20 protein-coding genes are annotated in these 21,932 nt (G+C 67.2%); 10 read left to right on the top strand and 10 right to left on the bottom strand.

Going from position 1 to position 21,932, the window contains the following annotated elements:
- Positions 1 to 2: 2 nt before the first annotated feature.
- Positions 3 to 989 (bottom strand): cytochrome-c peroxidase, encoded by a 987-nt coding sequence (locus tag QMB55_RS06285; RefSeq protein ID WP_497587826.1) that lies wholly within the window; start codon positions 987 to 989, stop codon positions 3 to 5.
- 141 nt (positions 990 to 1,130) lie between these two features.
- Between QMB55_RS06285 and QMB55_RS06280 the strand changes: the two genes are divergently transcribed.
- From QMB55_RS06280 to QMB55_RS06270, 3 genes are all read left to right on the top strand, one after another.
- Positions 1,131 to 2,075 (top strand): hydrogen peroxide-inducible genes activator, encoded by a 945-nt coding sequence (locus QMB55_RS06280; protein ID WP_497587825.1) that lies wholly within the window; start codon positions 1,131 to 1,133, stop codon positions 2,073 to 2,075.
- Positions 2,076 to 2,186: 111 nt separating this feature from the next.
- Complete coding sequence (gene pbpC / locus QMB55_RS06275; protein WP_497587824.1) at positions 2,187 to 4,598, top strand: penicillin-binding protein 1C; 2,412 nt, start codon at positions 2,187 to 2,189, stop codon at positions 4,596 to 4,598.
- 59 nt (positions 4,599 to 4,657) lie between these two features.
- On the top strand, positions 4,658 to 5,530 hold the full coding sequence (locus QMB55_RS06270) for a hypothetical protein (RefSeq protein ID WP_497587823.1): 873 nt from the start codon (positions 4,658 to 4,660) through the stop codon (positions 5,528 to 5,530).
- Between the two features lie 13 nt (positions 5,531 to 5,543).
- Here QMB55_RS06270 and QMB55_RS06265 read toward each other — a convergent pair whose 3' ends face one another.
- Complete coding sequence (locus tag QMB55_RS06265) at positions 5,544 to 5,906, bottom strand: hypothetical protein (RefSeq protein ID WP_497587822.1); 363 nt, start codon at positions 5,904 to 5,906, stop codon at positions 5,544 to 5,546.
- Positions 5,907 to 6,189: 283 nt separating this feature from the next.
- Between QMB55_RS06265 and QMB55_RS06260 the strand changes: the two genes are divergently transcribed.
- Genes QMB55_RS06260 through QMB55_RS06250 form a run of 3 tightly spaced genes read left to right on the top strand, consistent with a single transcriptional unit; the run spans position 6,190 to position 8,216 of the window.
- A complete protein-coding gene (locus QMB55_RS06260; RefSeq protein ID WP_497587821.1) occupies positions 6,190 to 7,038 on the top strand; it encodes a D-hexose-6-phosphate mutarotase in 849 nt (282 codons plus the stop codon).
- Positions 7,039 to 7,083: 45 nt separating this feature from the next.
- Complete coding sequence (locus tag QMB55_RS06255) at positions 7,084 to 7,407, top strand: thioredoxin family protein (RefSeq protein WP_497587820.1); 324 nt, start codon at positions 7,084 to 7,086, stop codon at positions 7,405 to 7,407.
- Positions 7,404 to 8,216 (top strand): hypothetical protein, encoded by an 813-nt coding sequence (locus QMB55_RS06250; protein WP_497587819.1) that lies wholly within the window; start codon positions 7,404 to 7,406, stop codon positions 8,214 to 8,216. The genes QMB55_RS06255 and QMB55_RS06250 overlap by 4 nt, the downstream gene beginning before the upstream one ends.
- Positions 8,217 to 8,274: 58 nt before the next feature.
- Here the strand turns inward: QMB55_RS06250 and QMB55_RS06245 are convergent, their stop codons facing one another.
- The 6 genes from QMB55_RS06245 to QMB55_RS06220 all read right to left on the bottom strand — a co-directional run bounded on the left by QMB55_RS06245 (position 8,275) and on the right by QMB55_RS06220 (position 13,004).
- Complete coding sequence (locus QMB55_RS06245; RefSeq protein WP_497587871.1) at positions 8,275 to 10,119, bottom strand: glutamine--tRNA ligase/YqeY domain fusion protein; 1,845 nt, start codon at positions 10,117 to 10,119, stop codon at positions 8,275 to 8,277.
- Between the two features lie 69 nt (positions 10,120 to 10,188).
- Positions 10,189 to 10,692, bottom strand: coding sequence for a YkgJ family cysteine cluster protein (locus QMB55_RS06240; protein WP_497587818.1), 504 nt, complete (start codon positions 10,690 to 10,692; stop codon positions 10,189 to 10,191).
- Between the two features lie 7 nt (positions 10,693 to 10,699).
- The gene (locus tag QMB55_RS06235) at positions 10,700 to 11,347 is read right to left on the bottom strand and encodes an HAD family hydrolase (protein WP_497587817.1); all 648 of its coding nucleotides are present in this window, start codon (positions 11,345 to 11,347) and stop codon (positions 10,700 to 10,702) included.
- A gap of 129 nt (positions 11,348 to 11,476) precedes the next feature.
- Complete coding sequence (locus QMB55_RS06230; protein WP_497587816.1) at positions 11,477 to 11,974, bottom strand: GNAT family N-acetyltransferase; 498 nt, start codon at positions 11,972 to 11,974, stop codon at positions 11,477 to 11,479.
- Between the two features lie 70 nt (positions 11,975 to 12,044).
- Entirely contained in the window at positions 12,045 to 12,659 is a 615-nt protein-coding gene (gene rpsD, locus QMB55_RS06225; RefSeq protein ID WP_497587815.1) for a 30S ribosomal protein S4, read from the bottom strand.
- A gap of 15 nt (positions 12,660 to 12,674) precedes the next feature.
- Positions 12,675 to 13,004, bottom strand: coding sequence for a hypothetical protein (locus tag QMB55_RS06220; protein WP_497587814.1), 330 nt, complete (start codon positions 13,002 to 13,004; stop codon positions 12,675 to 12,677).
- Between the two features lie 324 nt (positions 13,005 to 13,328).
- Between QMB55_RS06220 and hrpA the strand changes: the two genes are divergently transcribed.
- From hrpA to QMB55_RS06205, 3 genes are all read left to right on the top strand, one after another.
- A complete protein-coding gene (gene hrpA, locus QMB55_RS06215; RefSeq protein WP_497587813.1) occupies positions 13,329 to 17,255 on the top strand; it encodes an ATP-dependent RNA helicase HrpA in 3,927 nt (1,308 codons plus the stop codon).
- Between the two features lie 183 nt (positions 17,256 to 17,438).
- Positions 17,439 to 17,978: an FxLYD domain-containing protein gene (locus QMB55_RS06210; RefSeq protein WP_497587812.1), complete on the top strand. Its 540-nt coding sequence runs from the start codon at positions 17,439 to 17,441 to the stop codon at positions 17,976 to 17,978.
- A 144-nt stretch (positions 17,979 to 18,122) separates the two neighbouring features.
- The gene (locus QMB55_RS06205) at positions 18,123 to 18,857 is read left to right on the top strand and encodes an EI24 domain-containing protein (RefSeq protein ID WP_497587811.1); all 735 of its coding nucleotides are present in this window, start codon (positions 18,123 to 18,125) and stop codon (positions 18,855 to 18,857) included.
- A 15-nt stretch (positions 18,858 to 18,872) separates the two neighbouring features.
- Here the strand turns inward: QMB55_RS06205 and QMB55_RS06200 are convergent, their stop codons facing one another.
- Both QMB55_RS06200 and QMB55_RS06195 read right to left on the bottom strand, forming a co-directional pair.
- Positions 18,873 to 19,898 (bottom strand): M48 family metallopeptidase, encoded by a 1,026-nt coding sequence (locus QMB55_RS06200; protein ID WP_497587810.1) that lies wholly within the window; start codon positions 19,896 to 19,898, stop codon positions 18,873 to 18,875.
- Positions 19,895 to 20,956 (bottom strand): YjgN family protein, encoded by a 1,062-nt coding sequence (locus tag QMB55_RS06195; protein ID WP_497587809.1) that lies wholly within the window; start codon positions 20,954 to 20,956, stop codon positions 19,895 to 19,897. The genes QMB55_RS06200 and QMB55_RS06195 overlap by 4 nt, the downstream gene beginning before the upstream one ends.
- Positions 20,957 to 21,174: 218 nt before the next feature.
- Here QMB55_RS06195 and QMB55_RS06190 point away from each other — a divergent pair, with 218 nt between their 5' ends.
- Positions 21,175 to 21,930, top strand: a complete 756-nt coding sequence (locus QMB55_RS06190) for a competence/damage-inducible protein A (RefSeq protein WP_497587808.1) — start codon at positions 21,175 to 21,177, stop codon at positions 21,928 to 21,930.
- The last annotated feature ends 2 nt before the right edge of the window (positions 21,931 to 21,932 follow it).

The raw sequence follows: 21,932 nt of genomic DNA, 5'->3' as shown, positions 1-21,932 counted from the left end.
GGCTAGGGGGCGAACGGGTCCGGGCGCGGCGTCTTGTCGCTCGACGGCGGCAGGATGGGCAGCGCGATGCGCGGCTGGTCGCCGGTCAGGGTTTTCAGGAAGGCGACGATCTTGGCGTTTTCTTCGGCGCTGTAGGTGCGGCCGAGCTGCAGCCGGCCCATGATGTCGACCGCTTCGGTGAGCGTCTTGGCGGCGCCGTCGTGGAAGTAGGGATAGGTCAGCTCGACGTTGCGCAGGGTCGGCACCTTGAAGTTGAAGCGGTCGTCGTCCTTGCCGGTGACCGCAGCGCGTCCGATCGCTTCGTGCGTCGTCTTGTAGGGTTCGACGACGCCCATCTTCTGGAAGGAGTTGCCGCCCACGGCCGGCCCGTTGTGGCAGGCGACGCAGCCGCTTTCCTTGAACAACGCGTAACCCGCGAGCTCAGTCTTGGTCAGCGCTTTCTTGTCGCCCTTGAGCCATTTGTCGAAACGCGCGTTGGGGGTGACCAGGGTTTCCTCGAAGGCGGCGATGGCGTCGGTGATCCGCTCGATGTTGATTTCGTCGCTCTTGTAGACCTTGCGGAATTCGGCCTGGTAGGCCGGAATGCTCTGCAGCACGGCGACGGCGAGGCCGTGGTTGGAGGCCATCTCGGCCGGGTTGGCGATCGGGCCGCCGGCCTGTTCGCGCAGGTCCTTGGCACGGCCGTCCCAGAACTGGGCGACGTTCATGCTCGAGTTGAGGACGGTCGGCGAGTTGATGCCGCCTTTCTGCCAGCGGTCGCCGACCGAGGCGGCGAGGTTGTCGCTGCCGCCGGTGCTCAGGTTGTGACAGGAGTTGCAGGAGATGAAGCCCGAACGCGAGAGGCGGGGGTCGAAAAACAGCTTCTTGCCGAGTTCGACCTTGGCCGCGTTGCCCACCTTGGCCGGCGGGACCGGCGAGATCGGTTCGCTGCCCCAGGCACTGCCTGCGACGAGCAACGCGAAAGCGGAAATCAGAGTGGATGATCGCATGTGGCCTCCTGTGGACGTCCTGTTGTGGTGGATCTACAGCCCTTGTTCAGACGGGCGAATGCCACTATAGTAGGCGCGGGTATTTTTGTAAGTCAATGATTTGTATATGAAATTTACCTATACGGCACATAGGGAGAGACTATGGCGACGATGAAGCTGTCGGTGTTGCGCTACCTCGTGGCCTTCGCTGACGAAGGCACGTTCAGCCGCGCCGCCGAGCGTTGCCATGTCAGCCAGCCGACCCTGAGCGTGGCGGTGCAGAACCTCGAGGACGAGCTGGGGGTGCGCCTGATCGAGCGCGGCAAGGGGCACGCCGCGCTGACGCCGGTGGGCGAGCGGGTGGTCGCCCAGGCGCGGCGGGTGCTCGAGGAAACGCGGCGGATCGAAACGGTGGCCGAAGGCGGGCGCGATCACCTGGGCGGCGAATTCCGCCTCGGGGTGATCCACACCGTCGCGCCTTACCTGCTGCCCGAGCTGATCGGCGCGATGCGCAGCCTGGCGCCGGACGCCCGCCTCTTCATCGAGGAGAGCATGACCAGCCTGCTCATCGACGCGCTCAAGTACGGCAAGGTCGATGCGGTGATCGTGGCGCTGCCCTTCGATCAGCCCGGCGTCTGCGTGCGGCCCTTGTACGACGAGCCCTTCCGGGTGGTCGTGCCGCGCGCCCACGCCTGGGCCGAGCGGCGCGAAATCCGGGCGCGCGACCTGCGCGACGTCGACCTGCTGGTGCTCAAGGCCGGCAACTGCTTTCGCGAGCAGGTGCTCGACGCGTGCCCGGAGATCAGCCACGCCGACGGCGCGCTGCGCGAAGGGCATTCGATCGAGACGGTGCGCTGCATGGTCGCTTCCGGCTACGGCGTTTCGGTGCTGCCGGCCGGCGCGCTGACCGGGCTCTACCGCAGCGATCTCGTGGTTTCGATTCCCTTCGCCGGGCCGTCGCCGATGCGTCGCATCGCGCTTGCCTGGCGCGAGGACCAGCCGCGGACGCGCCTGCTTGCCGCGCTGGTCGAGGCCGCCGGGCGGGCGCGCAATCCCGGATTCCTGCACCTCGCAACGCTGACCGCCGGAGACGCCTGCCCGGCCTGACGCTGGAACGCGCATCGGGCGGGTGCTGCAGCCGGCCTGAAAGGCGCATCCAGACGCCCTTTGCGGCTTGCGTCGCGGGCCGAAATTCATTGAAATGCCGGTTCGGACGCAATGATCGTGAGGCGCGGCACGGTGGGCGGGAGACGCAGGATCGACGGCGGCAAGAACGAAAGCGGCGGCGCGGGCCCGCGCGGGGCGCTGTTTCGCGGCCTGCGGCTGGCCGCCGCGCTGGGGCTGGCCCTGATCCTCGTCGCCGACCTGTGCTGGCCGCCGCCCTTGCCAACGCCGGACGAGCGGGGCGCGAACGCGGCGCAAGTGGTGCTGGCGCAGGACGGCACGCCCTTGCGCGCCTTTCCCGACCGCGCGCAGCGCTGGCGTCACCCGGTGCGGCTGGAGGACGTTTCGCCGCGCTACGTCGAGGCCGTGCTGGCCTACGAGGATCGTTTCTTCTACTGGCATCCGGGCGTTAATCCGCTGGCGCTGGCGCGCGCCGCTGGGCAGTGGTTGCGGCACGGGCGCATCGTCTCGGGCGGTTCGACCTTGACCATGCAAGTGGCGCGCCTGCTTGATCCGGAGCCGGCCGGCACGCGCACGGTGACGGCCAAGCTGCGCCAGATCGCGCGCGCGCTGCAGCTCGAAGCGCGCCTCTCGAAAGCCGAGATTCTCGCGCTCTACCTGAGCTACGCGCCGATGGGCGGGGTGCTCGAAGGTGTCGAGGCGGCGAGCCGCGGCTACCTCGGCAAACCTTCGGCCGCGCTTTCGCACGGCGAGGCCGCCTTGCTCGCGGTGCTGCCGCAGGCGCCGTCGCGCCTGCGCCCGGACCGTTACCCGGAGCGCGCCCGCGCGGCGCGCGACAAGGTGCTCGAACGGCTGCGGCCGAAGTGGGGCGAAACCACGGTGCGCGAGGCGCGGCAGGAGCCGGTGATCGCGCAGGCGCTGCGCGAGCCGCTGCTCGCACCGCTCTTCGCCGAGCGCGTGCGCAAGCTTTGGCCGCAGGCGGCGCGCATCGACACCACGCTCGACGTGCCGACTCAGTTCAGCGTCGAACAGCTCGTCGCCGCGCGCCTGGGCGCCTTGCCGCCGCGTGTTTCGCTCGCCGCGCTGGTGGTCGACAACGCGACGCTGGCGGTGCGCGCCTATGTCGGCTCGGCCGACTTTGCCGACAGCGAGCGCTTCGCCTACGTGGACATGGTGCAGGGCAAGCGCTCGCCGGGGTCGACGCTGAAGCCCTTTCTCTACGCGCTGGCGCTCGACGAGGGGCTGATCCACTCTGAGTCCTTGCTCGCCGACGTGCCGCAATCGTTTTCAGGCTACCAGCCGGGCAACTTCCAGGCGAGTTTCAGCGGCCCGGTGGGCGTCACCGAGGCTCTGCAGAAGTCGCTCAACGTGCCCGCGGTCGAGGTGCTCGATCGCCTGGGGCCGCAGCGCTTCGTCGCCTCGCTGCGGCGCGGGGGCTTGAAGCTCGAGCTGCCGCGCGGCGGCGAGCCCAACCTCTCGGTGATCCTCGGCGGCGCGGCGGTGAATCTCGAAAGCCTGGTCGGCGCCTACACCGCCTTCGCGCGCGGCGGGCTTGCCGGTCGTCCGCGCTACACTGCCGACGCGCCGCTGCACGAGGCGCGCCTGATGAGCGCCGGGGCGGCCTTCATCGTGCGCGACATCCTCGAAGCCGGCGGGCCGCTGGCGCGCCACGTCGACGGCGGCGTCGGCGCGCGCCGCGGCATCGCCTGGAAAACCGGGACGAGCTTCGGTTTCCGCGACGCCTGGGCGGTTGGGGTCAGCGACCGGTACACCGTCGGCGTCTGGGTCGGCCGCCCGGACGGCACGCCCAATCCGGGGTTCTTCGGCGCCAACGTTGCCGCGCCGCTGCTGGTCGATGTGTTCGCGGCCCTTGAGCCGCCCGCCGCAGCGCAGCGCACGCCGCCGCCCGAGGTGACGCAGGCGCGCGTCTGCTGGCCGCTGGGCACGCGCGCCGACGGGCTGCCGACCGAGTTGTGCCACCGCGAGCGCACCGCCTGGCTGTTGCACGACGCGGCGCCGCCGACCTTTCCTGACCGGCTGCGCGACGGTGCGGCGCGCGAGACGGACACGCGCGATGCGGCGAGTGGTCTGCGCGTGCGCGCCAGTTGCGCGCCGGGGGCCATGCGCACGGTCGAAGTGGCGCGCTGGCCGGCGCTGCTCGAACCCTGGCTGGATGCCGCGACCCGCGCCAAGGCCTTGCCGCCGCCCTGGGCGCCGGGCTGTTCGGCGGCGCAGGCGCCGGACGGCGGGCTGCGCATCGTCGGCCTCGCGCCGGGCGAGACGCTGCGCCGCGCCGGGAATGCGGCCGACGCGCCGCCGCCGACGGTGCGCCTCGAGGCGCGGGGCGGGCAGGACGAACGCTTCTGGCTCATCGACGGCCGCCTCGTCGGGCGCGCTCCGGCGGGCCAGGCGCTGGCGCACACCTTTACCGAGCCGGGGCGGTACACGATCACGGTGACCGACCTCGCCGGGCGCTACGACCGCGTCGAGGTCAGCGTGCGCTGAGCCGTCGGCCCGGGCTGCTAAAATTCCAGAGACATCCCCGCGCGAAGGAGTGCATGACGATGGCCGCCGAAGATTTGCCCGCCGAACCCCGGCGCCCGCTGCCCGTGCGCGTGCAGCATGGGTGGCGGCGTCATCGCCGCATCGTGTTCGTGGCCTTGGTCGCGGTGCTGGTGGCCGTTTCGTGGTCGGCGGTGCTCGACGCGGCCGCCTTGCGCCAGCTCGATGCCGGCGGTCTGCGCGCGCTGGCGGCCTTTGCTGTCGCGCGCGGGCTCAATGCCGGGATCTCGCTCCTGCAAGGCACCGAGATCGCGCTGCAGCCGATGGGCGTCGGTTTGACGCTGGCCGTCGGGCAGGTGCTCGACCCGGTGAATGACCTCGTCGAGCACTTCGCCAACCTGACGCTGTTCGCGGCGGTGGCCTTCGGCGTCGAGGGCCTGCTGGTGCGCATCGGCGGGCACTGGGCGGTGTCGCTGGGCTTTTCCCTGTGCGCGCTGGCGTGGACGCAGCGCCTGCTGTCCCGACAGTCGGTGCCGGCTTGGCTGGGGCGCGCCCTGGTGCTGTTCGTCTTTGTGCGCCTGGCGTTGCCGCTGGCCTTCGTCGTCAGCGATTTTGCCTTCCGTCATTTCCTCGAAGCGGATTACCGCGAAGGCACCCAGGTCATCGAACGCCTGGCCGGGCAGATCGACGCTTTGGCGCCGCCGCCTTCGGCACAGGAATCGGCGGGCGTGCTCGATCGCCTCAAGGACTGGGGCGGGGCGCAGATCGGCGACTTGAAGGCGCGCCTCGCCGCGCTCAAGGCGGCCGCCGAACAAAGCGTCGAGCGCATCGTTCGGCTGATGGTGGTGTTCATCGTGCAGACCTGCCTGCTGCCGCTTCTGAGCGCCTGGCTGCTCTGGCGGCTGCTGCGTGCGGCGGTGGCGCCGCGCGCGTGAACGTGCGGCCGGCTCAGGTGCCGCGGCGCGCTTCGATGGCGGTGAAGAAGGTCAGCGCGTCGAGGTCGTAGGCGACTTCGACCTCCTCGCTGTTGGGCGAGAGCAGGTCGTTGATCTGCGCGTATTCGAACCAGTAGAACTCGCGCACCGCATCGACCAGCAGCTGCCCTTCGGCGAGCAACTCGGTCTCGGCCTCGGCGACCGCGTCGCGGGCACGACGAATGGCCTCGTTGCGTTCGGCGGCGCTGAGAAAAAGACGTTTGTGTTTGGCGAATCCGGCGGTGTGCATGCGGGCTTCGATCGCCTGCCAGAGGCGGGCGCAAAGCGGGCCAGGATAACGCTCGTAATCGAGGTTGATCAGGATGGCGCTGTTCATGATGGCAGGCAGGTGGTCGCTAAATGCGACTCGTTGAGATGTAGAAGCATTGTAATCACTTTTTTGCTTCTCGCGCAGTATTCGTTTGGAATTTAATTCTTATTGCCCTACATTGCCTTATGGTTTTTTGTTTTTGCGAAGAATGCTGCTGTGTTAAACACAGGTTGCGCATTTTTCTTGCGTGCGGAAAATGCGTCGGCAGGGCCGCGCCTGCATGCGATGAGCGGGGCGGGGCGCGCCGCGCTCGGCTAGAATAGAAACTTTCCTCAGCCGGATGCGCGCCATGAAACCACACATCGAGTCGATCACTTTTCATGGCTATGAAGCATTGCGTTTGAATGGACCGCGCGGCGCGCAGGCGGTGGTGAGCCGCTTTGGCGGGCAGGTCTTGTCCTGGACGCCGTCCGACGGGCGCGAGCGGCTCTACCTCTCCGAACGCGCGATTTTCGACGGGCGCGAGCCGATCCGCGGCGGCATCCCGGTCTGCTTCCCCCAGTTTTCCTCTCAGGGCGGGCTGCCCAAGCACGGCTTCGTTCGCTGCAAGCCCTGGGAGGTGACGGCGCAGCGTTGCGGCGACGACTATGCGCTCGTCACGCTGCTCACCGAGGACGACGCAGCGACGCATGCCCTGTGGTCACACAGCTTCGAGCTTGAACTGACGGTGATGCTCGAAGCCGATACCCTCGACCTCGAACTCGGCTTGAGCAACACCGGCGAGGAGGCGCTGACCTTCACCGGCGCGCTGCACACCTACCTGCAGGTCGATGCGATCGAAAACGTGCGGTTGTCCGGCCTGTGTGGCACGAATTACCGCGACAGCGCCAATGGCGGGCGCGAAGGGCGAGAAGCGGCAGAAATCCTGACGTTCGCGGGCGAGACCGACCGCATCTTTCTGGGCGCGTCGCGGCCGCTGAGCTTGAACGACGGTGCCGGCCAGTTGGGCATCGCGCAGGACGGCTTCACCGACGTGGTGGTGTGGAATCCGTGGGCGGACAAGGGCGCTGCGCTGGCCGACCTGCCGCCCGACGGCTGGCGCCGGATGCTGTGCGTCGAGGCCGCCGTCGCCGGCGCACCGCTCACCGTGCGCCCGGGCGAGGAATGGTACGGGCGGCAGAAACTCATGGCCGACTGAGCCCGCGTACGGCTCGGAAGGCCCTCAACCCTGGAGGCGAGAACGATGCTGAATGAAGATTTCCTGGCCGAGGAACCGACGCGGGCCGAGGTCGAGGCGCGGCGCGGGCCGCTGGTGCTCGAATTCGGCGCGCCCTGGTGCGAGCACTGCAATGCCGCCTGGCCGCACATGGTCGCCGCGTTTTCCGCGCAACCGCAGGTCCCTTTGCTGAAAATCGAGGACGGGCGCGGCAAGCCGCTGGGACGCAGCTTCGCGGTCAAGCTCTGGCCGACGCTGGTGTTTCTGCGCGACGGCGTCGAAGTTGCTCGCCTCGTGCGCCCGACCGAAACCGCGCCGATCGCCGAGGCGCTGGCACGGATCGCGTCTTGACGGCCGAATCAACGCCCGAATCAACGCCCGAGTCCACGCCCGAGTCCACGCCCGAATCAATGACCGAGGTGCCGCTCCTGGCTGCGTTGGCGCGGGCCGGGCTCAATCTGCACGCGGTTTTCGCCGTCGACGCCTTGCCCGCGCCCCTGCGCGCCGCGCTGGCGGCCGCCAAAGCGCCGGAAACACTGCCGCGCGTGTGGCTCATCGGCCACGGCGGGCGGGCGCTGTGGGCGCGCGTGAGCGCCGAGCGCGCCCGGGGCGGGCTGCCGACGGCGCATCCGATCGACGCCTGGAGCGTGCGTTGCGTGCGCGAGGCCCTTGCCGCGCACTGTCCTGCGGCGCGCGCCCATTTCCTTTACCCGCAACCCCTGGAGGCGCCTGCCGCGCTCGATCTGCAGCGGCTCGGCGCGCTCGCTGGCTGGCACCATCCGACGCCCTTCATGGTCGGCATCAACGCCGCCTGGGGCACGTGGTTCGCCTACCGTGCGCTGCTGCTCACCGACGCGCCGCTCGAACCCACGCCACGGATCGATACCGCCTCGCCCTGCTTGAGCTGCGTCGCGCGGCCGTGCCGGGCGGCCTGTCCGGCCGGCGCGCTGGGTGCGCCCGGTGACGCCGCGGCGTGCTTCGACCTCGGCCGCTGCGTCGATTACCGGCTGGAAACCGATTCGGCTTGCGCTCAGACCTGCCGCGCGCGCCTCGCCTGCCCGGTCGCGCCGCAGCACCGTTACGACGACGCGCAGCTGGCGCACTGTTACGGCGAGTCCTTGCGCATGCTCCGGGACTGGCGCGCCGCACCCCCGCGCTGAAAAACAAAACGCCCCGGGCGGGGCGTTTTTGAGAGGGGCTTCGGGCTGACTCGGATGCCTACTTGCCCGGCTTGGCCGACCACGAATCCTTGAGCGTCACCGTGCGGTTGAACACCGGCGCGCCGGGGCGCGAGTCGTGCTGGTCGGCGACGAAGTAGCCGTGGCGTTCGAACTGGAAGCGGGCTTCGGCCGGAGCGTCTTTCAGCGCCGGTTCGAGTTGCGCGGTGATGGTGCGCTTCGACGCCGGGTTGAGGTCGTCCAAGAAGTCGCGTTCCAGTTCGGGCGCGTCGCCCTCGCGCCGGGCGCCGGGCGCGGGCACGGCGAACAGGCGGTCGTAGAGGCGCACTTCGGCGGTGTAGGCGTGCGCGGCGGAAACCCAGTGCAGGTTGCCCTTGACCTTGACGCTGTCGGCGCCGGGCGTGCCCGACTTGGTTTCCGGCAGGTACTCGCAGAGCACGGCGGTGACGTTGCCAGCGGCATCCTTCTCGCAGCCCGTGCATTTGACGACGTAGCCGTAGCGCAGGCGCGCCATGTTGCCGGGATAAAGGCGGTGGTAGCCCTTGGCCGGCTCTTCCATGAAGTCTTCGCGCTCGATCCACAACTCGCGCGCGAAGGGCATGGCGCGCTTGCCGAGTTCGGGCTTGAGCGGATGGTTGGGCGCGAAGCACTCTTCGCACTGGCCGTCCGGGTAGTTGGTGATGACGAGCTTCAAGGGGTCGAGCACCGCGACGCGGCGCTCGGCGGACTCGTTCAGGACTTCGCGCATGCAGTCTTCGAAGAGCACGTAGTCGATCAGCGAGTCGGCCTTGGAGACGCCGATGCGCTCGGCGAAGAGGCGGAAGCCTTCCGGCGTGTAGCCGCGGCGGCGTGCGCCGACGATGGTCGGCATGCGCGGGTCGTCCCAGCCTTCGACGTGCTTTTCCTCGACGAGCTGGATCAGCTTGCGCTTGGAAAGGACGACGTAGGTGAGGTTGAGGCGCGAGAACTCGATCTGCTGCGGCAGCGGGCGCTGCAATAAGCCGCCGACCTCGCTGCCATTTGGCAGCGTGACTTTTTCCGCCAGGCGCTCGAGCAGCCAGTCGTAGAACGGGCGCTGATCCTCGAACTCAAGGGTGCAGATCGAGTGGGTGATGTTCTCCAGCGCGTCCTCGATCGGGTGGGCGAAGGTGTACATCGGGTAGACGCACCACTTGTCGCCGGTGTTGTGGTGCGTGGCGTGACGGATGCGGTAGATCGCCGGGTCGCGCAGGTTGATGTTGGGCGAGGCCATGTCGATCTTGGCGCGCAGGATGTGCGCACCGTCGGGGAACTCGCCCTTCTGCATGCGGCGGAAGAGGTCGAGGTTTTCGTCCGGGGTGCGCTTTCGGTAAGGCGAGTCGGTGCCGGCGTCCTTGAGCGTGCCGCGCGTGGCGCGCATTTCCTCGGCGCTCTGGCTGTCGACGTAGGCGTGGCCGGTGACGATCAGATGCTCGGCAAAAGCGATCATCCAGTCGAAGTAGTTCGACGCGAAGTAGAGGTTGGTTTCACTTTCGTCTTCCCACGAACAGCCGAGCCATTTGACGGCGGCGATGATCGAGTCGACGTATTCCTGCTCTTCCTTCTCCGGGTTGGTGTCGTCAAAACGCAGGTGGCAGCGGCCGCCGTACTGCGCGGCGAGGCCGAAGTTGAGCAGGATCGACTTGGCGTGCCCGAGGTGCAGGTAGCCGTTCGGCTCGGGCGGGAAGCGGGTGCGGATCTTGGCCGGGTCGAGCGGCGCCTGCGCGTGGTCGGCGGCGGCGCCGGGGTGGCCGGCCCAGCGGCGCTGGGCGTGCTTGCCGGCGGCCAGGTCGGCTTCGACGATGTTGCGGATGAAGTTGTTGGCCGGCGCGGGGGCGGCAGTGTCCTTGGCAGCGTTGCTCACGATGCGATCCTCGATTGGCAAGCGGCCTATTCTAACCGCCCGCGCCCGATTCTTCCATGCGTGGGGCGGCGTTCAGGCCTCCGGCGGGAGTAGTTCGGGGCCGAGCGGGCGGGTTTCGCCCAGCGCGGCGAGGCGGGTTTCGAGGCGGCCCTGATGGCCCCAGATCACCTCCGCGTAGGCGCCGGTGGCGACGCACGCTTCGATCTCGGTGCAGTAGAGGCCCGTGTCGCGCTCGACGTAGAAGCCGTAGCTGCGGCAGGCGAGCGGGCGCGCGGCATAGACGGGGCAGGCGCCGCTTTGCGGGTCGAGCAGCGGGCAGGTGACGGGCGCCGCCGGTGCAGGGCCGAGCGCGGCGAGGCGACGGCGGATCGTCGCGACCTCGGCAACGGGCAGCGCGGCGAGCGCCGCGCGCAGGCGTTCGGCCTCGGGCGGGGTGAGTTGCGGCAGCGTCGCCAGCCGGCGGCAACAAGCGTCGCAGCCCTTGCCGCAGAGCCAGTCGGGGTGGTCGGCGCGGATGGCAGCGACGCGCGTCTCGACTTCGGCGTCGAGCGCTGCGAGCGTTTCCAGGGGGCTCATGCGGCGCTCAGAGCAAGGCTTCGATGGCCTCGCCAAGCTCGGCGACCGAGTCGACGACGCGGTCGGCGCCGGCAAAGTCGTGCCCGTGCGTCAGCGGGCTGCGCAGGACGATGCAGCGCAGGCCGGCGGCGCGCGCCGCCGCCAGGCCGCGCGGCGAATCCTCAACGACCAGGCATTCGTCGGCCGGACGGCCGATGCGGTCGACGCCGAGCAAATAAGGGTCGGGCGCCGGTTTGCTGCGGGCGTAGGTTTCGGCGGTGAGCGCGAAGCGAAAGTGGCGCAAGAGGTCGTGCCGGGCGTGGATGGCGTCGAAGCTCGCCTGCGTCGCGCTGGTGACGATGCCCATCTCGACGCGGCCGGCGAGCGAGGCGAGCAGCGGCTCGATGCCCGGCGTCACCAGCTCGCTCGCCGCATGGATGAGTTCGAGGTGCAGCGCGTTGCGCTCGCGCCGCCAGAGCGCGATCTGTTCAGGGCTGGCGCCGCCGGCTTCGAGCAGGTGCCAGGCGCCGCAGTTGTCGGCCAGGAACCACTCGAAAAACTGGGCTTCGGAAAGCTCGATGCCATGCCCGCGCAGGTAGTCGCGGTTGGCCTGGTAGTAGAAGCGTTCGGTGTCGACGAGGACGCCGTCGTTGTCCCAGAGGATGGCGGAAAGCATGGGCGGCAAAGCGGAAGGTCGAAAGCGGGCGGCCATTGTACCGGAGCCGCCGGGGCGTCTGGGCATCGGCCTGGACGCGCCATCCCATGCGCCCTCCAGCGCCGCTGCAGGGCGCATGGGGCGGTCGTTTCAGGCCGGGGCGAGCGGGGTGGCGATCTGCAGGGAGACGATTTTCTGGCCGCCGTAGAGCGTTTGCCGGCCGACCTCGCGAAACCCGTGCTTGGCGTGGAAGCGCGCCGAGCGCGGGTTGGGCGGCTCAAGATCGTACTCGCAGGCCAGCGTGGCGCAGCCCGTCGCGGCGGCGTGGGCGAAGAGGTCGGCGTAAAGCGCGGTGCCGAAGCCTTGCGGCGGCGCGTCCTCGGCGACGACGACGCGGTCGACGTAGAGAAAGCGCGGGTAACGCGCGGCGAACCAGCGGTAGTTGGGGCTGGCGTAGTCGGCGCCTTCGCGCAGCGCGAGCAGAAAGGCGACGACGCGCCCCTCGTGTTCGGCGACGCGGTGCCGCGCCGCCTGCGCGTGCAGTGCGGCAAGGCGCGGGGGATCGAGCGGGCTGGTGTACTGCACCGCCGCGGCGTTGAGCGCCAGGATGGCCGGGAAGTCGGCGGGAGTGGCGGGGCGAATGGGCATGGACGTGGGTTGCCGGATCGGTCGTGCGACCATTCTACGCTGTGTGCCCTCGGCCCCGGCGTCGAGGTGACTACAAGCGCTTGGCGTAGTACTCAACGACGCGCTGCAGGTCGAGCGGGAAAGGTGCGCTGTCGCCGCCTTCGGGCAGGTGCGCGAGCCGGGCCTCGAACGCGTTGGCGTCGAGCACGATCCACTCGGGGCGTTCGAGCGCCGGATCGGCGAGCGACTCGCGCACGCGTGGCTGCGCCTTCTCGCCCGGGCCGAAGGCATCGCCGGCGGCGAGGCGCATCGACGGGATCGTCGCCCGCCGGCCGTTGACGGCGACGTGCCCATGGTTGACGAGCTGACGCGCGGCCGGGATGGTCGGGGCGAAACCGGCGCGGAAAACGAGGTTGTCCAAGCGCCGCTCGAGCAACTCGACGATGCGCGCGCCGGTCGCGCCGGGCTGGCGTTTGGCCTGGGCGACGACGCGCCGCAACTGGCGTTCGGTGAGGCCGTAGTGGTAGCGCAGCTTCTGCTTTTCCATGAGTTGCAGGCCGAATTCGGACTTGCGTGCCTGGACCTTGCGGGCGCCGTGCTGGCCGGGCGGGTTGGGGCGGTCCTGCATCGACTTGCGCGTGAGGCCGGGCAGATCGACGCCCAGGGCGCGCAGGACTTTGAGACGGGGACCGGTGTAGCGGGACATGACGAAAACCTCGGGTTATTGAAGAAGGGCCGGCGCGGCGTGCGCGGGTGGCGCGTCGACCGGGATCGAATTGGCGTGGCATTGCACGTCCTGCCAGTTCGCCAGGGCGCTTTCGACCGCGTCCTGCAGCGCCGGGCCGAGCGCCTCGCCGTCCTGCACGGCGGCGACGAGGTGGGCCTGCAGGCAGGCGGTCTTGCCCGCCGTCGTGCCGCGCAGGGCGGTCGATGACAGCAGGTGGATGATCGCGGCCAGACGCAGGTCGAGCGGCAGGTCGTCTGGTCGGGAATCGTCGCCGGACTCGCTGCCGACGTTGGCGTGTTCGGGGCAGGGCTTGGAAAGGGACATGATGGCCTCGGTTTGCAAACGAGAATTATTCTCAAATAAAACGCCTGAACCGTCAAGCGCCATTCGTCATTCGCGTGAGATGCGCTCCATGCGCGAGGTTTCGGCAGTTGGCGCGGCGCTGGTGTTGGCAGCCCCGTTGCGCCTGTCTGAGCGGTCTTGTCGGTTGCGTGGCGGCCGCCGATTGGCGTCTATCGATTAAAATGGCGCTTTCTCTCGCCTGCGCCACCTGTCTTGCGCGCAGTCGGGCATGTCGGCGTCTTTTCCGGGCGCCGTCGATCGCCCCCTGATCTCGTCCCTTTTTCCGCCGTTTCCCGTTCCCGCCCCATGAAGCCAGCCCGTTCGCGTCCCGATCCCATCGCCGATTGCCTTGCCGCCGACCGTCGCCGCCTGCGCGCGCTGACGCGCGAGCTGCGCCAGCTCTACGGGACCCGGCGCGAGGTGGCGCAGGCCGAGTACGACACGCTGCTGGAGAAATCGCGCGCCGCTGTCGCCGCGCGCCGTGCCGGCCTGCCGCGACCGAAGTTCGCCGAGGAATTGCCGGTCAATGCGCGGCGCGCCGAGATCGCCGAACTGATCGAGAAGCATCAGGTGGTCATCGTCTGCGGCGAGACCGGCTCGGGCAAAACGACGCAGCTGCCGAAAATCTGCCTTGAACTCGGGCGCGGGGCGACGGGACTCATCGGCCATACTCAGCCGCGCCGCATCGCCGCGCGTTCGACGGCGGCGCGCATCGCGCAGGAGCTGGAAAGCGAGCTCGGCCAGCTGGTCGGCTACAAGATCCGCTTCACCGACCGCACCTCGGCGCGCTCGTACGTCAAATTGATGACCGACGGCATCCTGCTCGCCGAGACGCAGGGCGATCCTTGGTTGTCGCAATATGACACGTTGATCATCGACGAGGCGCACGAGCGCAGCCTGAACATCGACTTCCTGCTCGGTTTCCTCAAGCAGCTCCTGCCCAAGCGCCCCGACCTGAAAGTCATCGTCACCTCGGCGACCATCGACGCCGAGCGCTTCTCCAAGCACTTCAACGATGCGCCGGTGATCGAGGTTTCGGGGCGCCTGTATCCCGTCGATGTGCGCTACCGGCCGGTGCAGGTGGAGGAAGCCGAGAACGACGACGAGCGCGACCTCTACGACGCCATCGTCGATGCCTGCGACGAAGTGACGCGGCTCGGTCCGGGCGACATCCTCGTTTTCCTGCCCGGCGAGCGCGAAATCCGCGACGCCACCGAAGCGTTGCGCAAGCATTCGTTTTCGCGCGGCGGGGCGAGCACGGAGATTTTGCCGCTCTTTGCCCGCCTCTCGGCCGAGGAGCAGTCGCGCATCTTCCGTCCGCATCAGGGCCGGCGCATTGTGTTGGCGACCAACGTCGCCGAGACCTCGCTCACCGTGCCGGGCATCCGCTACGTCGTTGATTCGGGCTTGGCGCGCGTCAAGCGCTATTCCTACCGCAACAAGGTCGAGCAGCTGCAGGTCGAAAAGGTCGCGCAGGCCTCGGCCAACCAGCGCGCCGGGCGCTGCGGCCGGGTTTCGGCCGGCGTCTGCATCCGCCTCTACGCCGAGGACGACTTCACCCGGCGGCCGCCCTTTGCCGACCCCGAGATCCTGCGTTCGTCGCTGGCCGGCGTCATCCTGCGCATGAAGGCGCTGCGCCTCGGCGACGTCGAATCCTTCCCCTTCCTTGAGGCGCCGCCACCCAAGGCGATCAGCGACGGTTACCAGCTCTTGCAGGAGCTCGGTGCCGTCACCGAAGAGCGGGCACTCACCCCGATCGGCCAGGAACTCGCCAAGCTGCCACTCGACCCGCGCGTCGCGCGGATGATCGTCGCGGCGCGCGACGAAGGCTGTCTCAAGGAAATGCTGGTCATCGCCGCCGCGCTTTCGGCGCAAGACCCGCGCGAGCGGCCGCAGGAGAAGCTGGGCACGGCCGACGCGGCGCACAAGAAGTTCGCCGACGAAAAATCCGAATTCCTCTCCTGGCTCAAACTTTGGCAGTGGTACCACGACGAAGTCGAGCACAAGAAGTCGAACCGCAAGCTGGTTCAGGCCTGCCACGCCAACTTCCTCTCCGCGCTGCGCATGCGCGAGTGGGCCGACATCCACAGCCAGTTGCACGGCATGGCGGCCGAACACGGTTGGCGCGAGAACGAGATTCCGGCGACCTACGAGGCGATCCACCGCGCGCTGCTTTCGGGGCTATTGGGCAATATCGGCTGCAAGTCCGAGGACTCGGGGCACTACCTCGGCGCGCGCGGGATCAAGTTTCTCGTCCATCCCGGCTCGGCGCTGGTCAAAAAAGCCGGCAAGTGGATCGCCGCCGCCGAAATCACCGAGACGACCAAGCTTTTCGCGCGCTGCGTGGCGCGCATCGAGCCCGAGTGGCTCGAACAAGTCGGCGCGCATCTCATCAAGCGCAGTTACTTCGACCCGCACTGGGAAAAGAAAGCGATGCAGGCCGTGGCCTTCGAGCGCTCGACGCTCTACGGCATCGTCGTCAATCCCAAGAAGCGCGTGAATTACGGCCCGATGAATCCGAAGGAGGCGCGCGAACTGTTCATCCGCCAGGGCCTCGTCGGCGGCGAGATCGCCGAAGACTACGCCCGTCGCTGGGGGTTCTACAACCACAACCACCAGCTGATCCTCGACATCGAGACGCTCGAGCACAAGTCGCGCCGCCCGGACGTGTTGGTCGACGACGAGCTGATCGTCGCCTTCTACGACCGGCTGATTCCCGAAGACGTGGTCGGCGGCGTCGATTTCGATAAATGGCGCAAGGAGGCCGAGCGCGAGCAGCCCAAACTGCTCTACCTGCAGCGCGAAGACCTGATGCGCCACGAGGCGGCGGGGGTGACGACCGAGGCCTTCCCGCACAGCGTGAAGCTCGCTGGCGTCGACTTCAGCCTTGCTTATCACTTCGAGCCCGGCACGGCCAAGGACGGCGTGACGCTGACCGTGCCGCTGGCCCAGCTCAACCAGCTGCCGCCCGCGCGCTGCGAATGGCTGGTTCCCGGCCTGCTCAAGGAAAAGGTCGTCCAGCTCGTCAAATCGCTGCCGCAGAAGATCCGTTCCAAACTCGTGCCGGTGCCTGAGTTCGCCGCCGAATTCTGCGCCGCGGTCGCCGCCGGCAAGGTGAACACCAATCAGCCGCTGATCCCGGCGCTGGTGCACTTCATCCTGCACACGCGCGGGCTTAATGCGCGCGGCTGGGAGATCACGCCCGACGCCTTTCGCCCCGACGCGCTGCCGGCCCACCTCCATTTCAATTTCCTGCTCGTCGACGAGCACGGGCGCCAACTCGGCCAGGGGCGCAACCTGACTGACCTGCGCGCTGAATGGGGCGGGCAGGCACGGCAGGAATTCTCCGAACTGCACGAGACCCCGGCCGAGTACAGTGGCATGACCGACTGGGCTTGCGGCGAGCTGGCTGAGTTGATGGAGGTCGAGGTCGGAAACAGTGGCGGGGGGCAAACCGTGCTCGGCTACCCCGGCTTCACCGACGACGGCGACAGCGTGTCGCTGTGCGTTTTCGACACCCCGGAAGAAGCGCGCGAGGCGCACCGCGCCGGCTTGCTCCGCCTCTTTCTCCTGCAGTTCAAGGAGCAGGTCAAATATTTCGAGAAGAACCTGCCGGGCTTGACCCAGATGGGGATGCAGTACATGAGCTTGGGCACGCTCGACGAGCTGCGCCGGCAACTGATTGAGCTGACGTTCGCCCGCGCCTGCCTTGGAGCACCGTGGCCGACCGACGCCGAAGCCTTCAAGGCGCGCTGTGCCGAAGCCAAGCCGCGCTTAGGGCTTCTGGCGCAGGAAATCTGCCGCCTCGTCGGGCAGGTGCTGACCGACTGGCAGGCGGTGCAGAAGAAGCTCGTCGCCTTCAAGTCGCAGGCTGCCGCCCACCGCGACCTCGAGCAGCAACTTGGTCGCCTGGTCGGCAAGCGTTTCATCCTCGAGACGCCGTTCGAGCGCCTGCAGCACTACCCGCGCTACCTCAAGGCCATCGCCCTGCGCCTCGACAAGTTGCGCAGCGATCCCGCGCGCGACGCGCGCCTGCTGGCCGAATACCAGCCGTTGTGGACCGCCTACGAGCGGCGCGCCCTCCTGCTCGCCAAGCAGGGCGTGACCAACGAAGCCATCGAACAATTCCGCTGGCAGCTCGAAGAACTGCGCGTCCAACTCTTCGCCCAGGAGCTGCGCACCCCCGCGCCGGTGTCGGTGAAGCGCTTGCAGAAGCTGTGGGAGACGATCTGAGGCGAGTCGCCAGGGCGAATTCAGCGAAGCGACCTGAACAAGAGTCGGCTTGATCCAACCGGAAATATGCGGTTGGCAAAGACATGGTTCCGCAATGGATTATGTTAATGTGCTATCACTGGCGGGCGATGGTTTGCTTCCATCCCTGTCATTCCCGTTCGCCACGATTTCAGGGAGAGTGGTATGGATCAGCCTCAAAGCAATTTTCGGAAACTCGGATTTTCCGTTCTGCAAGGCGCGGCATTCATGATTGGCGGGCTCCTGCTGTTGTTCGTTGCTGGGCTGGCTTTGTCGGGCTATCTCGTGCGCAATGCGGGTGAAGAGGTAACAATTTTCAGCACTTCAGAGTCAAAGCCGATTGAAACTACTGGCGAGAGGGGGCGCCGCCGGGTCGATAACCCTGAGCGGTTCGAGTTTTCCCTGATTCAGGAGGTCAAGCGGGATGATCGTTCCGGTGAAAGCAAAAGTTGTGCGGGGTTTGTTAGTCCAATTCAGTTTGTCGGAACCATCGAAAACAAGGGTGGTGATAGTCAGAGGCAATACATGTCGATCTACGCCGACCTTTTTGACCAAGAAGGGGCGTTCATTTTTCAGTGTACAACTCAAGTTGCAGAGCCCTTAAAACAAGGCGAAAAAGTCAATTTCATGATTTCCTGCCATCAGCTTCCTCATTCTGTGCTCGAACGCTATGCCACGTTCAAGGTGTACACCCGGGAAAAGTAATGGCTGGCTGACAACTCTGTTGGGCAAATTGGGAGCGGCATAAAATGCCTTTTCTCTTCTTCAAATTTTCTGAGGAAGTTGATTGGCGATCATGGTGAACGAACCCTCCGTGGTTAAATAAGCTTTTTTCCAACGGAGTCCGACGTGAGCGAAATCCTCCTGGCCTTGCAGCGCAGCGTGACGACCCTCGGGCGCGGGCGGGTGTGGTTTTATTTCTTCGCCCCGGCGCTGGTGGCCTTGCTCTTGATGGTCGTTTTCTCGGCCGTCGCGCTTGACCGCTTGGTGACGCAGCTCGCCGAACAGCCGCCGGCGACGTGGCTGACGGCGTGGGGTGCCGAGTGGCTGGCCGGGGCGCTGGCGACGCTCGGGGCCTGGTTGCTGATGCTTTCGGCGAGCTACCTCGTGGCGATGCTGCTCACCGCCATCGTCGTCCTGCCGCTTCTGCTCAACCACTTGGCGGCGACAGACTATCCCGAGCTGGCGCGCCTGGGGCGCGACAGCGTACTCGCCGGCGCCTGGAACAGCGTCGCCGCGGCGCTGCTATTCCTCCTCGGTTGGCTGCTGACGCTGCCCTTGTGGTTGATCCCGGGCATGGCCTTGGTGCTGCCCTTGTTCTGGATGGCCTGGCTCAACCGGCGCACGTTTGCCTTCGACGCGCTCGCGGTGCACGCCACTGACGACGAGTGGCGCGGCCTGCGCCGGCAACACGGCGGCGCCCTGTTGCTGCTCGGCTTGATCATGGCGTTGTTGGCCTACATCCCCTTCATGGGGCTGCTTGCGCCCTCGCTGGCTGCGCTCGCTTACCTGCATTTTTGCCTGGAAAGCCTGCGTCGCCTGCGCGGTGACGCGGTGCTGAGTATCAGCCAGGGCGCGAAGTAGCGCGGGGCAAAAAAACTATTCGCAGGCGGGGCCGGCGAGCGCCTCGTGCCGCTGTGCGCTGGCCGGATGACTGGAGAGGTAGTCCTGCGTGGGGGCGCCTCGTTTTGAGGCGTGCGCCTGTTCCAGGTGCGCGAGCATTTCGCTCAGGCAACGGGGCGAGAGTCCGTTGGCCTGCAGCATGCGGCGGGCGAAATCGTCGGCTTCGGTTTCGAGGTCGCGCGAGTATTTGGCCTGGATCAAGATGGTCGGCGCCGCGGCGACGATGCTGCTGACGTCGCCGACGAACCAGGCGACGAAGAGCCCCGCCAGCGAGCTTTGAATCACCAGGCGCAAGCCATGGCGCGCCTGGACATGACCGAGTTCGTGGGCCAGTACGGCCATCAGCTGATTGTCCGTCCGGGCCAGTTTGACGAGGTCGTCCGTCAGGATCAGGGTGCCTGAAGGCAGCGCGAAGGCGTTGGCCGGCAGGCGGCGGTTGGCGCGAAAGACGATTTCGTAAGCAGGTGTATGTTCCTCCGCCGTTTGCAGGGCCGCAAAGCGGCGGCTGATTTCGGCTTGGCGGGCCTCGGAAAGACGGCTGGGCGCGAGGAACTCCTTGTCCAATTCGGCAAGCAGGCGCGTGCTGATGCTATTGACTGCCGCCGTGGGGATTTGCTCGGCGAGGCGGGCGCTGATCCAGGGAAGGCCATAAAGGTACCCGGCCACACCGCACAGCATGCACAAAACCGCGGCCACGGCGATGGCGCGCAGGTCGAACTGCCAGCGCACGATCCAGCTGTCGTGTTGGCCGCTGGCCTGGAGCAGGCAGCTCAGGCCAGCCACGTCGCGCACTTCGCAGTAAGCCCCGTCGGGGAAGGTGATGAGACGCGGTGCGCTCCCCATCGGCTCTGAAAGCCGCAGTTCGGCAAGCGGCGCCAGGCGCTCGATCTGCTCGCCAGCGAGGTGCAGGCGCCCGCCTTCAAGGCGCAGGCTGACGCTCTGCCGGCGCGAGCTGCGGCCGTCGAAGTAGTCGGCCTGAACGGAAGGGGCGGGCAGGGTCACAAGGCGATGTCGATGTCGAACATTTCGGCGGTTTCGTCGCCGAGGGCACCGCTCGGGCCGCTGTTGGCGGCAATGAAGTTGTCGAGGGTGTCGGCGGCCAGCAGGGTGACCGTTTCGCTACGGTAGCGGTAGAGGCGGGTCACCGCGAACGGGCGGTAGAGGCCGAGGGTGAGCAGGATGCCGAGCAGGTTGGTGATTTGGATGGCGAAGAGGCGCCAGACCGAGGCCCGGCTTTCGAAGCGATGCGCGCCGAGCCGGGTGTTGTTCCAGATCAGGTTTTGCAGGCGTGCGGAGAGGAAGGGCTGGAGCACAAACACGGCCAACAGGGCGACGCCGAAGGGGAGCAGGAAGAGAAAAAAACTGAGCTGCTTGCCCGGCAGCGGGATGAGTTTGGCTTGCAGGCTGTAATACAACCCGCCGACGATCAGGGCGCCGGCGAGCAGGAAGAGCCCGAGGGCCTGCAGGTAGAGCTTGTAGAACGCGCTTGCCGGCGCGTGGAAGGAGAAATGGGTCTGGCCGAAAGCGCTGTGTTCGTGCTGGAAGCGCTTGATCCGGTGATGGCAGAGCGGCGCCAGGAGGTAGAGGGAAAAGAACGTGGCGAGCGGCCAGGCGAGAAAGTTGATGTAGGCGCCCTTGGTTTCGCCGGTGAAGCGGAAGCGCAGCCCGCGGTAGCTCAGGTTGTGCAGGCGGAAGTAAAGCGACTTGAGCAGCAGGTAGGGCATGACGCCGGCCAGAGCGAAGCCTACGGCGAGCCCGAAGTAGGGGTTGGCGTGGCTGGCGAGTTGGTAGAGGATGAGTAGGCCGAAGGCGATCAGGCGGCCCTTGAGGATCAGCATCGGATCGCCGTGGTAGTCGAAGCGCGCGCCGTCGAGTTCGGTGTTGCGGGCGAAATACTGGGTGCGTCGGACTTTGGCCCAGGCCGAATAGATGCCGAGGGTGACGATGGAGAGCAACAGGTTGACGATCCAGATGCCGAAGTATTCCCGTCCGCTGCCGGTGAAGCGGACGCAGTGAGCGTTTGGAGCGGCAAGGGTCGGGGCGGGTTGGTCGAGCGCCATTGGTGAATTCCGATCGTAAGTCGCGCAGAGTGCGCTCTTTGGTTGGTCTTTACGAAACGAACTTGTGGGTCTTGCGCAGCGGGCACTCTACCGGAAAAGATGCTTCATGACGATGGGAAACGCGGGTGCGGAGCTATCGTGCGGGAATTTTGTCGTATAGTCGTTGCGGGTGTCCGACGAATCGAGCGGGCGCGCACGAGACTGAAAAAGGAGGGGAAATGGTTTTCGGGGCGTTAATCATCGGCGACGAGATTCTCTCGGGCAAGCGCAGCGACCGGCATTTCGCCCGGATCGCCGACTTGCTCGAAGCCCGCGGGCTTCGCCTGTCCTGGGTCGAGTACCTGCGCGACGATTCGGCACGCATCGCCGCCAGCTTGCGGCGCAGCTTTGCCGCCGGCGACGTGGTGTTTTCTTTCGGCGGCATCGGCAACACGCCCGACGATCATACGCGGGAGGCCGCCGCGACGGCGCTGGAGGTCGAACTCGTGCTGCATCCGGATGCCGAGCGTGAAATCCGGGGGCGCTTCGGCGACGAGACGACGCCCAATCGCCTGGCGATGGGGAAATTTCCGGTCGGCGCCGAGATCATTCCCAATCCGGTGAACCGCATTCCGGGTTTCCGCATCCGCGATCACCACTTCCTGCCGGGCTTCCCGCAGATGGCGCACCCGATGGCCGAGTGGGCGCTCGACACCTACTACCGGAACCTTTTCAACCGCCACCCGAGCGTCGATCGCGCGGTCCTGCTCACCGGACCGCAGGCCTACGAGAGCGCATTGCTCGACCTGATGCTGCGCATCGTCGACGATTACCCCGACCTGCGCCTCTTCAGCCTGCCGTCGATCGGCGAAGACGGGCAGCGTCGGCATCTCGAACTGGGCGTCGAGGGCGATCCGCTACGGGTCGAGGAGGCCATGGCGGTCATCTGCCGCGAAGTCGAGAAGCGCGGCGTCACCTGGGCCTGGCGGGACTGAAG

Source organism: Propionivibrio sp. (genome assembly GCF_041441355.1).
GTDB lineage: Bacteria > Pseudomonadota > Gammaproteobacteria > Burkholderiales > Rhodocyclaceae > Propionivibrio.
This window is presented reverse-complemented; position numbering and strand designations above follow the sequence as displayed.

Coding starts and splice junctions, on each gene's coding strand:
- QMB55_RS06285 (WP_497587826.1), bottom strand. CDS start 989: ATGCGATCATCCACTCTGATTTCCGCTTTCGCGTTGCTCGTCGCAGGC.
- QMB55_RS06280 (WP_497587825.1), top strand. CDS start 1,131: ATGGCGACGATGAAGCTGTCGGTGTTGCGCTACCTCGTGGCCTTCGCT.
- pbpC (WP_497587824.1), top strand. CDS start 2,187: ATGATCGTGAGGCGCGGCACGGTGGGCGGGAGACGCAGGATCGACGGC.
- QMB55_RS06270 (WP_497587823.1), top strand. CDS start 4,658: ATGGCCGCCGAAGATTTGCCCGCCGAACCCCGGCGCCCGCTGCCCGTG.
- QMB55_RS06265 (WP_497587822.1), bottom strand. CDS start 5,906: ATGAACAGCGCCATCCTGATCAACCTCGATTACGAGCGTTATCCTGGC.
- QMB55_RS06260 (WP_497587821.1), top strand. CDS start 6,190: ATGAAACCACACATCGAGTCGATCACTTTTCATGGCTATGAAGCATTG.
- QMB55_RS06255 (WP_497587820.1), top strand. CDS start 7,084: ATGCTGAATGAAGATTTCCTGGCCGAGGAACCGACGCGGGCCGAGGTC.
- QMB55_RS06240 (WP_497587818.1), bottom strand. CDS start 10,692: ATGAGCCCCCTGGAAACGCTCGCAGCGCTCGACGCCGAAGTCGAGACG.
- QMB55_RS06235 (WP_497587817.1), bottom strand. CDS start 11,347: ATGCTTTCCGCCATCCTCTGGGACAACGACGGCGTCCTCGTCGACACC.
- QMB55_RS06230 (WP_497587816.1), bottom strand. CDS start 11,974: ATGCCCATTCGCCCCGCCACTCCCGCCGACTTCCCGGCCATCCTGGCG.
- rpsD (WP_497587815.1), bottom strand. CDS start 12,659: ATGTCCCGCTACACCGGTCCCCGTCTCAAAGTCCTGCGCGCCCTGGGC.
- QMB55_RS06220 (WP_497587814.1), bottom strand. CDS start 13,004: ATGTCCCTTTCCAAGCCCTGCCCCGAACACGCCAACGTCGGCAGCGAG.
- hrpA (WP_497587813.1), top strand. CDS start 13,329: ATGAAGCCAGCCCGTTCGCGTCCCGATCCCATCGCCGATTGCCTTGCC.
- QMB55_RS06210 (WP_497587812.1), top strand. CDS start 17,439: ATGGATCAGCCTCAAAGCAATTTTCGGAAACTCGGATTTTCCGTTCTG.
- QMB55_RS06195 (WP_497587809.1), bottom strand. CDS start 20,956: ATGGCGCTCGACCAACCCGCCCCGACCCTTGCCGCTCCAAACGCTCAC.
- QMB55_RS06190 (WP_497587808.1), top strand. CDS start 21,175: ATGGTTTTCGGGGCGTTAATCATCGGCGACGAGATTCTCTCGGGCAAG.